This is a genomic window from Pseudomonas sp. XWY-1, assembly GCF_002953115.1.
Classification (GTDB): Bacteria; Pseudomonadota; Gammaproteobacteria; order Pseudomonadales; family Pseudomonadaceae; genus Aquipseudomonas; species Aquipseudomonas alloputida.
Window position 1 is genome coordinate 5852463 of the sequence record NZ_CP026332.1, and the last position, 13020, is coordinate 5865482.

Annotated in this window: 12 protein-coding genes; 7 read left to right on the top strand and 5 right to left on the bottom strand. The window is 59.8% G+C overall.

All coding sequences use genetic code 11. From position 1 onward, the window contains the following. Nucleotides 1-82 precede the first annotated feature (82 nt). The 4 genes from zwf to PRJ_RS27385 all read left to right on the top strand — a co-directional run bounded on the left by zwf (nt 83) and on the right by PRJ_RS27385 (nt 5434). A complete protein-coding gene (gene zwf / locus PRJ_RS27370) occupies nt 83-1525 on the top strand; it encodes a glucose-6-phosphate dehydrogenase (protein WP_104962833.1) in 1443 nt (480 codons plus the stop codon). Nucleotides 1526-1739: 214 nt separating this feature from the next. After that, on the top strand, nt 1740-3926 hold the full coding sequence (uvrD, locus tag PRJ_RS27375) for a DNA helicase II (RefSeq protein ID WP_010955837.1): 2187 nt from the start codon (nt 1740-1742) through the stop codon (nt 3924-3926). Between the two features lie 132 nt (nt 3927-4058). Beyond that, on the top strand, nt 4059-4913 hold the full coding sequence (locus PRJ_RS27380) for a Tim44 domain-containing protein (RefSeq protein ID WP_003253268.1): 855 nt from the start codon (nt 4059-4061) through the stop codon (nt 4911-4913). Between the two features lie 113 nt (nt 4914-5026). Continuing rightward, nucleotides 5027-5434, top strand: a complete 408-nt coding sequence (locus tag PRJ_RS27385; protein ID WP_010955839.1) for an SMI1/KNR4 family protein — start codon at nt 5027-5029, stop codon at nt 5432-5434. Nucleotides 5435-5589: 155 nt separating this feature from the next. Here PRJ_RS27385 and PRJ_RS27390 read toward each other — a convergent pair whose 3' ends face one another. Beyond that, nucleotides 5590-7350, bottom strand: a complete 1761-nt coding sequence (locus PRJ_RS27390; RefSeq protein ID WP_104962834.1) for a cation:proton antiporter — start codon at nt 7348-7350, stop codon at nt 5590-5592. Nucleotides 7351-7689: 339 nt separating this feature from the next. Here PRJ_RS27390 and PRJ_RS27395 point away from each other — a divergent pair, with 339 nt between their 5' ends. After that, nucleotides 7690-8175, top strand: coding sequence for an acyl-CoA thioesterase (locus PRJ_RS27395; protein ID WP_003253263.1), 486 nt, complete (start codon nt 7690-7692; stop codon nt 8173-8175). Here PRJ_RS27395 and pdxY read toward each other — a convergent pair. Then, the gene (gene pdxY, locus PRJ_RS27400; RefSeq protein ID WP_004575195.1) at nt 8172-9044 is read right to left on the bottom strand and encodes a pyridoxal kinase PdxY; all 873 of its coding nucleotides are present in this window, start codon (nt 9042-9044) and stop codon (nt 8172-8174) included. The genes PRJ_RS27395 and pdxY overlap by 4 nt on opposite strands. A gap of 120 nt (nt 9045-9164) precedes the next feature. On the opposite strand from pdxY, the gene PRJ_RS27405 reads away from it, so the two are divergent. Beyond that, entirely contained in the window at nt 9165-9557 is a 393-nt protein-coding gene (locus tag PRJ_RS27405) for a DUF3301 domain-containing protein (RefSeq protein ID WP_003253259.1), read from the top strand. On the opposite strand, the gene PRJ_RS27410 is transcribed toward PRJ_RS27405, so the two are convergent. From PRJ_RS27410 to zigA, 3 genes are read right to left on the bottom strand one after another with little or no spacing between them, the layout of a single operon-like run. Further along, on the bottom strand, nt 9558-10529 hold the full coding sequence (locus PRJ_RS27410) for a GTP-binding protein (protein ID WP_047603739.1): 972 nt from the start codon (nt 10527-10529) through the stop codon (nt 9558-9560). A 40-nt stretch (nt 10530-10569) separates the two neighbouring features. After that, nucleotides 10570-11196 carry a DUF1826 domain-containing protein gene (locus PRJ_RS27415; RefSeq protein WP_104962835.1) on the bottom strand — a complete coding sequence of 209 codons (627 nt, stop codon included), beginning with the start codon at nt 11194-11196 and terminating at the stop codon, nt 10570-10572. Next, nucleotides 11193-12401 (bottom strand): zinc metallochaperone GTPase ZigA, encoded by a 1209-nt coding sequence (zigA, locus tag PRJ_RS27420; protein WP_104962836.1) that lies wholly within the window; start codon nt 12399-12401, stop codon nt 11193-11195. Before zigA ends, PRJ_RS27415 begins: the two co-directional genes overlap by 4 nt. A gap of 114 nt (nt 12402-12515) precedes the next feature. Between zigA and PRJ_RS27425 the strand changes: the two genes are divergently transcribed. Next, on the top strand, nt 12516-12896 hold the full coding sequence (locus PRJ_RS27425; RefSeq protein ID WP_104962837.1) for a glutamine synthetase: 381 nt from the start codon (nt 12516-12518) through the stop codon (nt 12894-12896). Nucleotides 12897-13020: the final 124 nt, after the last annotated feature.

The following is a 13020-nucleotide window of genomic DNA, read 5'->3' on the forward strand; positions in this document are numbered from 1 at the left end:
GGCTTGCCGGGTTGTAGCTTTCTTGTAGTTATACTACATGGACGCCAACCCGCCCAGTTAAACGAACGTGGAGAGTGGTGGTTTGACTATTCCTTGCGACATTCTGGTCTTCGGCGGCACCGGTGATCTGGCCCTGCACAAATTGCTTCCGGCGCTCTACCACCTGTTTCGCGAGGCCCGTCTGAACCCTGCCGTGCGGGTCATCGCACTGGCCAGACGCAACCTGCCACGCATCGACTATCTGAAGCTCGCCGAACGCCATTGTCGGGCACAGATTGCCCGCAGCGACTTCGACGAAGAGGTATGGCGGCGGTTTTCCGCACGGGTCGACTACTTCCCGATGGATGCTTCACAGAGCGCCGACTTCGGCCGCCTGGCACGCTACCTGGGCGAACCCGGTGGGCTGACGCGCATCTTCTACCTGGCCACCGCTCCCAACCTGTTCGTGCCGATTGCCAACCACCTGCGCATTGCCGGACTGGCCGACACCGAAGCGCGCATCGTGCTGGAAAAACCGATCGGCCATTCGCTGGAATCGGCCACTGCCATCAATGAAGCGATTGGCACGGTGTTCGAAGAAAGACAGGTGTTCCGCATCGACCACTACCTGGGCAAGGAAACCGTGCAGAACCTGATGGCCCTGCGTTTTGCCAATGCCCTGCTGGAGCCGGTATGGCGCAACAACCAGGTCGACCATGTCCAGATCAGCGTTTGCGAGACACTGGGCGTAGAAAACCGCGGTGCCTACTACGATCGCGCCGGGGCTATTCGCGACATGCTGCAGAACCACCTGCTGCAACTGCTTTGCCTGGTGGCCATGGAGCCACCCGCGCAGTTCGAGGCCGAAGCGGTACGCGACGAAAAGGTGAAAATCCTGCGCGCCCTCAAGCCGATCACCGGCCAGGATGTGCAGGACAAGACGGTACGCGGCCAGTATGGTGCCGGGCGTATCGGCGGCCAGGAAGTGCCGGCCTACTACTTTGAAAAGGACGTCGACAACGACAGCGATACCGAAACTTTCGTGGCCATCGAGGCGCACATCGACAACTGGCGCTGGGCGGGCGTGCCTTTCTATCTGCGCACCGGCAAACGCATGGCGCGGCGCGCTTCGCAGATCGTCATCCAGTTCAAGCCAGTGCCTCACGAACTGTTCAGCGGCGGCCAGGTCAACCAGTTGCTGATACAGCTGCAACCGGACGAACGCATCAGCCTGCGCATGATGACCAAGAGCCCAGGCAAGGGCATGCGCCTGGAACCCGTGGACCTGGACCTTAATCTGGCCCAGGTGTTCAGCCAGACTCGCCGCTGGGAAGCCTACGAGCGTCTGCTGCTGGATGTGCTCGAAGGTGATTCGACACTGTTCATGCGCCGCGATGAAGTGGAAGCAGCCTGGGCTTGGGTAGATCCAATCATCAAGGGCTGTGAAGAGCACTTCCAGGCGCCCCGCCCCTACCCGGCTGGCAGTTTCGGGCCCGAACAAGCCAACAGCCTGCTCGCCAGGCATGGCAGGCATTGGCATGGCTGAATGACCTGCGCGATGGCGCGATCCTTAATCTGAAACAGCAGCAGATGAAGTTCGAAGGTGCGAAATCCATAACGTGAAGGCCATCGCCTGACCATGCCTCAGCCAGCTTGCGCAGGCCGTGACCTGGCCCCGGACCGATGAGCGGGATGCCGCCAGGTGAATATTCATACAGTAGATATTTGCCCCTTACCCGGCATCGCCCTAGAATGGCCCGATGCGCACAGACGACCTCTCTCTCCTGCTGAACTCCCTCAACGATGCCCAACGCCAGGCCGTAGCGGCCACGCTCGGGCGTCAACTGGTGCTTGCCGGCGCCGGTTCCGGTAAAACCCGCGTGCTGGTACACCGCATCGCCTGGCTGATCCAGGTCGAGCAGGCGTCGCCGCACTCGATCCTGTCGGTGACGTTCACCAACAAGGCCGCAGCAGAAATGCGCCAGCGGATCGAGCAACTGCTGGGCATCAACCCGGCAGGCATGTGGGTAGGCACCTTCCACGGCCTGGCCCATCGCCTGTTGCGGGCCCACTGGCAGGAAGCGCGGCTGGTGCAGAACTTCCAGATCCTCGACAGCGACGACCAGCAGCGCCTGATCAAGCGGGTCATGCGCGAGTTGGGCCTGGACGAGCAGAAGTGGCCGGCACGCCAGGCCCAATGGTTCATCAACGGACAGAAAGACGAAGGCCTGCGCCCGCAGCATATCCAGGCGGGGGGCGACCTGTTCCTGGCGACCATGCGCGAGGTCTATACGGCCTACGAGCAGGCTTGCGAGCGCGCCGGTGTCATCGATTTCTCCGAGCTGCTGCTTCGCGCCCTGGACCTGTGGCGTGACCACCCGGGCCTGCTGGAGCACTATCAGCGACGCTTCCGCCACGTGCTGGTGGACGAGTTCCAGGATACCAACGCCGTGCAGTACGCCTGGTTGCGCCTGCTGGCACGCGGTGGCGACAGCCTGATGGCGGTAGGCGATGACGACCAGTCGATCTACGGCTGGCGCGGCGCCAAGATCGAGAACATTCACCAGTACACCGCCGACTTCCCTGACGCCGAAATGATCCGCCTGGAGCAGAACTACCGCTCTACCGGCGGCATCCTCAAGGCGGCCAACGCGCTGATCGCCAACAACAGCGGGCGCCTGGGCAAGGAACTGTGGACCGACATGGGCGAAGGCGAACCACTGACCCTGTACGCGGCCTACAACGAGCACGACGAAGCGCGCTATGTCGTGGAAACCATCGAGAGCCTGGTCAAGCAGGGCAATGCGCGCAACGAGATCGCCATCCTGTACCGTTCCAACGCCCAGTCGCGCGTGCTGGAAGAGGCCCTGCTGCGCGAGCGCATCCCCTACCGCATCTATGGCGGCCAGCGCTTCTTCGAGCGCGCCGAAATCAAGAATGCCATGGCTTACCTGCGCCTGATCGAAGGGCGTGGCAACGATGCCGCGCTGGAGCGGGTGATCAACGTGCCGCCGCGCGGTATTGGCGAAAAAACCGTCGAAGCCATCCGCGAGCACGCCCGTCACAGCCAGCTGTCCATGTGGGAGGCCATGTGCCAGCTGATCGCTGCCAAGGCCCTCAAAGGCCGCGCTGCCAGTGCCCTGGGGGCCTTTATCGAGCTGATCGAGGGGCTGGCTGCCAAGGTTGTGGACATGCCGCTGCATACCATGACCCAGACCACCATCGAACAGTCCGGCCTGATCACCTATCACCAGGAAGAAAAGGGTGAAAAGGGCCAGGCACGGGTAGAAAACCTTGAGGAACTGGTCAGTGCGGCGCGCAACTTCGAGTCCACCGACGAAGACGCCGACCTTTCCCCGCTCTCGGCCTTCCTTGGCCACGCCTCACTCGAAGCTGGCGATACTCAGGCTGACGAGCATGAAGACAGCATCCAGCTGATGACCCTGCACAGCGCCAAAGGCCTTGAGTTCCCATATGTGTTCCTGGTGGGCATGGAAGAAGGCTTGTTCCCGCACAAGATGAGCCTGGAAGAACCCGGCCGCCTGGAAGAGGAACGACGCCTGGCCTATGTAGGCATCACCCGCGCCATGCGCCAGCTGGTCATGACCTACGCCGAAACACGCCGCCTTTATGGCAGCGAGACTTACAACAAGGTGTCGCGTTTCGTACGTGAAATACCGGCAGGCCTGGTTCAGGAAGTACGCCTGTCCAACAGCGTCAGCCGCCCGTTCGGCGGGGCCAAGACGGCCACCAACAGCAACCTGTTCGCCAATGCCAGCATTCCGCAGACCGCGTTCAACCTTGGCCAGCGTGTGCAGCATGCGGTATTCGGCGAAGGTGTGATCCTCAACTTCGAGGGTTCTGGCGCTCAGGCGCGGGTGCAGGTGAATTTTGCCGAAGGTAGCAAATGGCTGATGCTGGGGTATGCCAAGCTCGAGGCTGTCTAAAGCCCGCAAGGGTCGGGCCTGCCAACTTTGTAACATTCAAGCAAAAGCTCGAAACACTATGTCGCTGGTCATGTGCCCGGGAACCTGTGCACCATGACGCGCGTGCAATCCACAACAGGGGATATCCCACTTATGCAACGTTTTCTTAGCATCGCACTGGCGCTCTGCGTCGGCCTGACGCTGAGCCTGGACGCCAGCGCCAAGCGTTTCGGCGGCGGCAAGAGCTCGGGCTCCGCGCCTATCCACCAGACCCGCCAGGCTACGCCTACCACGCCTGCTGCCGCGCCGACCGCACCTGGCCGTGCACCGGCTGCCGCCAGCGGTGCTTCGCGCTGGTTGGGCCCACTGGCCGGCCTCGCCGCCGGTGGCCTGCTGGCTTCCATGTTCATGGGCGACGGTTTCGAGGGCTTCCAGATCATGGACTTCCTGATCGTGGCGCTCATCGCCTTCCTCGTGTTCCGCTTCATCGCCGCGCGCCGTCGCCAGCAGCAGCCGCAAATGGCTATGCCAGGCCATGCGCCGATGCAGCGTGAGGCTCACGCGCAGCCTGCGCAGCCGTCGATTTTCGGTGGTTCGGCCGCACCTGCTGCCGCAGCCGCACCGGTGATCAACGCGCCGGCCTGGTTCAACGAGCAGAGCTTCCTGGCGGCAGCCCGTAACCACTTCCAGTCGCTGCAGCAGCACTGGGATGCCAATGAAATGGACAAGATCAGCGAGTTCGTTACCCCGCAAATGCTTGAGTTCCTCAAGCGTGAGCGTGCTGAGCTGGGTGATGGCTTCCAGTCTACCTACATCGATAACCTGGAAGTGCAGCTGGACGGTGTCGATGACCGCGCCGACCGCACCGACGCTACCCTGACCTTCCGTGGCGTGTCGAAGAATTCGCGCTTCGACCAGGGCGAAGTGTTCAGCGAAAGCTGGCACATGGTTCGCGCCCAAGGCGAGAACCAGCCTTGGTTGGTAGCCGGTATCCGTCAGAACGGCTAACCGCTGCGTGCTAAACAGAGAACCCCGGGCTTGCCCGGGGTTTTTGCTTTTGCCAAAGTGGGCTACTAGGGTATAAGGCGCAGCGTTGTCATCTAGGTCAGAGGAAGTGAACCGTGGAAGAAGTGATCGAACAACTCCGTGAAGCGAATGAGCCGGTACCGGTGCCCTTGGAGCTTCCCGACGAAGACCAGCTGGTAGAAATCGAAGAGCAGCTGTTCATCAATATTCCATTCGTGTTCAAAGAGTTTCTGCTGACCGTAAGTGATGTGGTTTACGGCTCCCTTGAGCCAGTTACCGTCACTGATCCGCACTCGCACACCTACCTGCCAGATGTGGCCTCCAACGCTTGGGATGCCGGCGTACCGCGCGACCTGATTCCGCTGTGCCAGGACGGCGACAATTACTATTGCGTGGAAGAAGATGGCACCGTGGTGCTGTGGGATGCCGAAGAGGAAGGTGTCGGCGAAGACAGTTGGGAATCGGTGTGGCACTGGGCGCGAGATGTTTGGCTGGAGAGCTGATCGCTAACGCCCTTATAGATGCGCGATTTGAGGCAGGAAAATGACGTCTTAGCGACTCAAGGTCGTTAAAATCGCCAGGCTTTTTGCGCCTGGCGACATCGCTATAGCCCCACCTCCTCGGGCGGGCGAGATACCTTGCCCAGGGCGGAACCCCCTCAGTGCGAGTTCTCGCGACTGTTCTCCAGCGTCTCCAGCAACGCGATCTGCATGCGCGTGTGCACGCGGATGAGCCAGCGCCACAACAACGCCACCACCACCGCAGCTACCACGGCAATCACCAGCAGCAATTCGCTGGTGGGCAGAATGCTGGCGGACAATGCCGACAGCAGCAGGAAAATCACCAACAGCGACAACAGCGGGATCACTTCGGCGATCACACGGCGCACGCGCTGGGTATGTCGCCCGGCCATTTCCGGCTTCACGCCCATCTCTGCCAGCAGCATCGAGAGTGCTTTTAGCTTGCGGTACGCGGCGATCAGGAATGGCAGTGACAGCAACAACGCTGCCCCCCAAATGACGGCCTTCTGATGGCTGACATCGCTGACCCACTCGCTGAGCCAATTGCCGAGACGCCCTGCAAAATAACCGCCACTGAAGAAGATAGCGATCACCAGCGCCAGGTTCACCCCCACCTGCAACAGGATGCGCCGGATCATCGCCGCCAGCATGGCACTCTCGCCCTGCGGCTGGATGTTGCGCAACCACTCGCCATACAACGACAGCACGCGCGCGAGGCGGGCGGGCACCACATTGCCCAGTTTCTGCGACAACGGGTCAGCCGCGCGGATCAGGTAGGGTGTCAGCAACGTAGTGATTGCCGATACTGCAACCGCCACCGGGTAAAGGAAGTCGCTGGTCACCTGCAGGGTCATGCCCAGCGCGGCGATGATGAAAGAGAACTCGCCAATCTGCGAAAGCCCCATGCCCACGCGTAAAGACGTACGCCCGTCATTGCCGGCTATGAACGCCCCCATGCCGCAAGACAGCATCTTGCCCAGTACCACCGCCAGGGTGATGACTACGATCGGCCAGGCATAGTCGATGAGCACCTGAGGATCAATCATCATACCGATGGCGACGAAGAATATGGCGCTGAACAGGTCGCGTACGGGCTCAATCAAGCGTTCAATCTTCAACAACTGGCGTGATTCGGCCATGATCGCGCCAATCAGGAAAGCGCCCAGAACCATACTGTATTCCAGCTTCACGACCAGCAGGCAGAAGCCGAAACACAGGCCCAGAACGGTGATCAGCAACATTTCGTTGCTTTCGAACCTTGCGACGTAGGCCAATAACCGCGGCACCAGCAAAATACCGATGACCAGAGCGACGACCATGAACAGCGACAGCTTGCCGACTGTGGAGAACACCTCGCCCGAGCTGACCGTGCCGCTGACCGCGATGCCCGACAGCAGGGCAATGATACCGATACCCAGAATGTCCTCGACGATCAGCACGCCGAAGATCAGCTGGGCAAAGCGCTCGTTCTTCATCTTCAAGTCGTTGAGCGCCTTGACGATGATGGTGGTGGAGGAAATGGCCAGGATGGCGCCCAGGAACAGTGAATCCATGGTACTCCAGCCAAACCAGCGGCCAATCTCGAAGCCGATCCAGATCATCAGCACGATTTCCAGGAACGCTGCGATGAACGCCGTGGCGCCGACCTTGAACAACTTGCGCAGGCTGAACTCGAGCCCCAGACAGAACATGAGGAATATCACGCCCAGTTCAGCGAGGATCTTGATGGTTTCTTCGTCATGAATAAGGCCGAACGGGGGAGTATGTGGGCCAATGATGAAGCCGGCGACAATGTAGCCCAGCACCACCGGCTGCTTCAGGCGGTGAAAAAGAATGGTGACGACGCCAGCGATCAGCATGATGACTGCCAGGTCCTGGATGAAGCTGATGGCATGCATGGCGTGATACTCCTTATCTCGTCTTTTTATGGATGCCTGGTCAGACCGCTCCTGCCGAGGCAACCCTGAGCGAGCAGCAAGTACATACTGCATTGAATGCAGCAACGCCCATGTTGCATGGGCGTACTCAGGTTAACATCGCACCCCGCCGCTAAAAGTCGGTGCAATATGCAGAAACAGATCGGCCGGAAAAGCGCTCGTGATGGCATGATCAGCGTGACGACAGCGCGCCAGCCAACGTCCCGTATCAGCAAGGCAAATTCAAAGAGGGGAACAGAAGTGTCAGCAGATAACGCCCTCCATTCGCCCGATTCAGCGCAACCTCACCGTGAGCACACTATGGAACCTGGAAACGCCCAGCTGAGCATGACCGTCCTGATGACCCCGGACATGGCCAACTTTTCTGGCAACGTACATGGCGGCACCCTGCTCAAGTACCTCGACGAAGTGGCTTATGCATGTGCCAGCCGTTACGCCGGCAGTTATGTGGTGACCCTGTCGGTAGACCAGGTGATCTTCCGTGAACCCGTGCACGTGGGTGAACTGGTGACCTTCCTGGCGTCGGTCAACTACACCGGCAACACTTCGATGGAAGTTGGCATCAAAGTCGTGACCGAGAACATTCGCGAACGCTCGGTGCGCCATTCCAACAGCTGCTTCTTCACCATGGTCGCGGTCGACGACAACCGCCGTCCGGTGCCGGTGCCACCACGCCAGCCGCACAGCAGCGAAGAAAAGCGCCGCTTCCTGCAGGGCCAGCAGCGCCGGCAGATCCGCCAGGAGCTGGAAAAGCGCTACCAGGACCTGAAAACCGACGCCATTTAAAGCGCGAGCAACTGCGCTTCGAAGCGCACCCGTGGGTGCGCAATGCGGTCCTGGGCCCGTACCAGCTGCAATTCGTAGCTGGCGCAGGCCTGGGTTTCCAGCAGCACTTCATGCACTGCCGCAGCCGTGAATTCGAATGCCTGCACCCAGCTGTCGCCGAGCAGCACACGCGCCAGGAACAGGCCTGAGGTCAGGTCACCCACCCCCACCGGCTGACGCGGAAACGCCAGCAGTGGGCGGCGCAAGTGCCAGCTGTGCTCGGCGGTCACCAGCAGCATTTCGAAATGCTCTTCGGCCCGCCCGGGGTACGCCAGGTGCTTGACCAGTACAACCTGTGGTCCACGCTGCAGCAGGCTGCGCGCCATGTTCACGCAGTCCTCCAGCGACTGGGCGCGGCGCCCACAGAAGCTGTCCAGCTCCAGCTGGTTGGGGCACAGGATGTCCGCCGTGGCTGCCGCCTCGTCAAGCAGGAACTCACTGACTTCGGGCGGCACGATGCAGCCCTTTTCCGGGTGCCCCATGACCGGGTCGCACAGGTATAACGCTTTTGGGTTTACCGCCTTGATCCGCTCGACACCGGCCAGGATCGCTCGCCCTTGTTCGGCACTGCCCAGGTAGCCGGAAAGCACCGCATCGCAGTGGCCCAGCTCGCCGATGTTGGAAATGCCTTCCACCAACGCAGGAATTTGCGCTGGAGCAAGCACTTCACCCGCCCACTGGCCATACTGTGTGTGATTGGAGAACTGCACGGTATTGAGCGGCCAGGCATTGACCCCAATACGCTGCATGGGGAATACCGCGGCGCTGTTGCCGGCGTGGCCGAACACCACGTGGGACTGAATGGCGAGCAGGTGCGGGGTACGTTTCATGCGGGAGGTTTCCAAAGCTGTTTCTAGGATTGTGCGCAGCGCAGTATGAACTCGATTGCTACCTGTACGACAGGCCAGGAACGCAGTTAAGCTGGATCTACCTGTTTGGAGCATATGCAAATGTTGACCCTGGAGAACCTCTTCGTCCTGATGCTGGTAGCCACGGCAGGCGCCTGGTTGTGGCACAACCATGGGTTGCGTGAAAAGGCCCTGGAACGGGTCAAACAGCATTGCGCCAAACTCGACCTGGAGTTGCTTGACGATGCCGTAGCGCTCAAGCGCATCGCCTTTGTCCGGGATGCCAATGGCCGCAAGCGCCTGGCACGCGTCTATGCCTTCGAATTCACCGTCACGGGTGAGCAACGTCACCCCGGCACCGCGACCCAGTTCGGCGCCCACAGTGTGCAGATCGAGCTGGCGCCCTACCCGTTCGAAATCAAGACCCCACCGCGCGCCGACAACGTCATAGAGATGCAGCAATGGCGCCAGGAGCATAACCGCTGGCGCAACTGATCAACTGACGCGACATTCATCCAACCCGGCTTGCAATGCGGGTTGCGGTTGCGGCTGATCGAAAATCAGCTCGATACGCGTGTCCTTCCGCCAGTCGCTGGGCTGCCAAGCGGGCATATCCCCATTCAGCCCATTGAATGACCACCAGCCCTCCATGCTGTGGATAACTCCCTTGGCCCGTCGCCATGGCCAAGCACACAAGAAAGCCTTTAGCCGCTGTGGATAAAACTGTTGGCCAGGGTGCCACCGCCAGCCAATACTCCAACCACCCTCCCCCTGCTGGGCAAGGCAAATCGGTTGACTCGGGTCAGCCCACAGTGCTGCTGGAGCGATTCCAGGATTGTCGACAATCCTGTTTTTCAAGAATGGGCTGTCAACAATCTGTGGAGATACCGTCGGGAGGCCGGACAAAGGCAACTGCCCCTGCACGGTCCACATGATCTTCTTTTCTTTAAATTTATTACTTATCAACAACTTATGTATTTCATCCACAGCCTCTGACTTATTGAAAATCACGCTTTCAGAGGCGTTGAAAGCCTGCTGTTGAGCCTCTGGAAGAGGCTCGTTTCGAGCCATGGCCTGGGCATCCACAACCATGATGAGTGGCTGAATTGTCAGCACTCCAACCCAAGGCGCTTGTTGCAGCTGAGCCAGCAGCTGCAAGGGATGGCCCAGGCCGGAAGGTTCGATAAACAGCCGGTCAGGCCGCGATTTGCGCAGCAGTCGTCCCAGGCCCACCTGGAACGGCATGCCGTTGACGCAGCACAGGCAGCCGCCTGCGACCTCGCCGATGGCGATGCCGTCTTCGTCACGGCTGAGTAAGGCTGCATCCAGGCCGACAAGGCCGAACTCGTTGATCAATACCGCCCAGCGCTCGTTGGCTGGGCGCTGAGCCAGCAAGTGACGGATCAGCGTGGTCTTGCCAGCACCAAGCGGGCCGGCAATTACATGGGTGGGAATGTTCTGCAGCATGGGGTGGCTTCAGGCGGCGGTGATGCCTCACTATGCGCCGTCAGGCCAGCCAGTCAAGGCTGAGCAGCAAACGCCCCCGCTGCGTAGAAGGGGACCGATGCACCAGGCCTGCCCCTTCGTTACCCTGCCATTGTTCGCCTTTAAGTACCGCAACCTCGGCGGCTTGAAGGTGCTGGATGTTATCCACAGGTGGCTGAGCTGTGTGTAACTCTCCACGACAGCTATCCTGCTCTTGCAACCACTCACTACCTGGGCCGACGTAAGTGGTGAGCAAGCGCAACGGTACGTTATCCACATGGAAGCGTGGGCACATCGGAGCGTTCAACACGCGCAAGCGCACACCGACCCGTCGTGCGCCAACCAGACAGGTATAAGCCGCCACCAACCACGTCACATCAGCAACGAAAGCTTCATACCCATGCAAATCCGCCGCTTCACGCAGCAGATCTGGCAATACCGGCTTCTGCTCCTCGTTCACATCAATCACCCGCTGATCAGCCAAGGGCTGGCCAAGGCTGATCACCAGTGCGGCAAAGTCCTCCAGTTGTGCCGGCAAGCGCCGCCGCCAGACGGCCAGGTTCACCCCATCCTGCAGCACTTCGGCCAGCACTTGAGGCGTCTCGCCAAACACCTGAAAGATATCCACAGGTCGGTGAGCCAGGTTCATGCTGCCGCTTCCTCATGCCATGGGCCAAATGGGTCAGGTAAACGCAGCCAGCCCATGTGACCCAAGCCCATTTCTTGATCCGTCAACAGGCATGCATCCAGGGCTGTGGATAATTTTTCGACGTCGATATTCTGCCCAATAAACACCAACTCCTGTCGGCAGTCACCGGTGTCGGCGGTCCAGTGTTTCAAGATCGCATTCGTGTTATCCACATCCTGTGGCCACTGCTCGCGTGGCACGAAGCGCCACCAGCGGCCAGCCAGACCATGGCGCATCATGCCGCCCGCTTGCGACCAGCTGCCAGCTTCCTGATATTTGCTGGCCAACCAGAAAAACCCTTTGGAACGCAGCAGCCTTCCGTTTTCCCAGTCCTTGTGGATAAAGTCGTAAAAGCGCTGTGGATGAAGCGGGCGTCGGGCCTGCCAGGTCATGGCCGCGATACCGTACTCTTCGGTTTCTGGTACATGTTCACCGCGCAGCTCCTGCAACCAGCCTGGTGCCTGGGCCGCCTGATCGAAGTCGAACAGCCCGGTGTTGAGGATACGTGCCAGCGGCACTTGGCCCATGACCATGGGTACGATCTGCGCCCGGGCATTGAGGCTGCGCAAAATAGCGATGAGTTCTTCGCGCTCATGTTGGCTGATCAGGTCGATCTTGCTCAGCAGCAGCACATCTGCGAACTCGACCTGCTCGATCAGCAAATCACTGATCGACCGCTCGTCTTCTTCGCCCAACGTTTCACCACGGCTGGCCAGGCTGTCTGCTGCTTGATAGTCGCGCAGGAAGTTCAAGCCGTCGACCACGGTGACCATGGTGTCCAGTCGCGCCATATCGGACAGACTGCGACCCAGCTCGTCACGGAAAGTGAAGGTCTCAGCCACTGGCAGCGGCTCAGAGATACCGGTGGATTCGATCAACAAATAGTCGAAACGTCCCTCTTCGGCCAACCGTGCAACCTCCTCAAGCAGGTCTTCGCGCAACGTGCAGCAAATGCAGCCGTTGCTCATCTCGACCAGTTTCTCTTCAGCGCGGTTGAGGCTGACATTGCGCTGCACCTCACTGGCATCGATGTTGATTTCACTCATATCGTTGACGATTACCGCCACCCGCAGGTTGTCGCGGTTGCGTAGCACATGGTTGAGCAGCGTGCTCTTGCCGGCGCCCAAAAAGCCGGACAGCACGGTGACGGGAAGACGATTGGACATGGCGAACCCCTTCAGGCAGACGCATTCGAAACGATGCATTGCACAATGTTATAAAGTAACAATACAATTTCGCCAAGTGGTTCTCGACGGACGAGTGCTCACAGGGGATGAAAAATGAATTTGCCACGCGTCATGGCATTGCTGTTACTCACCATGCCTGCTTCGCTGTTGGCCATGCCACAAAACCAAACACTGGCCCTTTGTACGCGGAGTGCGACGCTGCTCGCTTGCCAGGACGGCAAAGGCAGTTACTACAGTGTGCGTACTGAAGGCAGCACCTTCTACCTTCGCGGCTACGACTTCAGCAGCCGTCGGCTGTGGGCACAAACCAACAGCCGCTATGGCACATTGACTTTTTTTACCGGCCTGGCCAGCGATGGTGAGGCCTGGGTGGGTTACAGCCGCCGCGTAGGCTGGACCACCTTGAACCGCGTATCCAGTTCCAGCGGGGAGCGCTTCAAGCTGCATTGCAGCTTGATCGAGGGGTGCCGTTGACGCCTCCTTTCATTTTGAACGCTTTTTCTCTGCTGCCTATTTTGTAAGTCAGCTTCGAGCACGCGCTGAAAACACCAGCCTTGACCAGCCCTTTGTCAGACCGAAAAGCTATGCCGTAACCGCG

Excerpts from the sequence above, each read along its gene's own strand:
- PRJ_RS27405 (WP_003253259.1), top strand. The coding sequence starts at position 9,165 with ATGTTGACCCTGGAGAACCTCTTCGTCCTGATGCTGGTAGCCACGGCA.
- zigA (WP_104962836.1), bottom strand. The coding sequence starts at position 12,401 with ATGTCCAATCGTCTTCCCGTCACCGTGCTGTCCGGCTTTTTGGGCGCC.
- PRJ_RS27410 (WP_047603739.1), bottom strand. The coding sequence starts at position 10,529 with ATGCTGCAGAACATTCCCACCCATGTAATTGCCGGCCCGCTTGGTGCT.
- PRJ_RS27415 (WP_104962835.1), bottom strand. The coding sequence starts at position 11,196 with ATGAACCTGGCTCACCGACCTGTGGATATCTTTCAGGTGTTTGGCGAG.
- PRJ_RS27425 (WP_104962837.1), top strand. The coding sequence starts at position 12,516 with ATGAATTTGCCACGCGTCATGGCATTGCTGTTACTCACCATGCCTGCT.
- pdxY (WP_004575195.1), bottom strand. The coding sequence starts at position 9,044 with ATGAAACGTACCCCGCACCTGCTCGCCATTCAGTCCCACGTGGTGTTC.
- PRJ_RS27380 (WP_003253268.1), top strand. The coding sequence starts at position 4,059 with ATGCAACGTTTTCTTAGCATCGCACTGGCGCTCTGCGTCGGCCTGACG.
- uvrD (WP_010955837.1), top strand. The coding sequence starts at position 1,740 with ATGCGCACAGACGACCTCTCTCTCCTGCTGAACTCCCTCAACGATGCC.
- PRJ_RS27395 (WP_003253263.1), top strand. The coding sequence starts at position 7,690 with ATGGAACCTGGAAACGCCCAGCTGAGCATGACCGTCCTGATGACCCCG.
- PRJ_RS27390 (WP_104962834.1), bottom strand. The coding sequence starts at position 7,350 with ATGCATGCCATCAGCTTCATCCAGGACCTGGCAGTCATCATGCTGATC.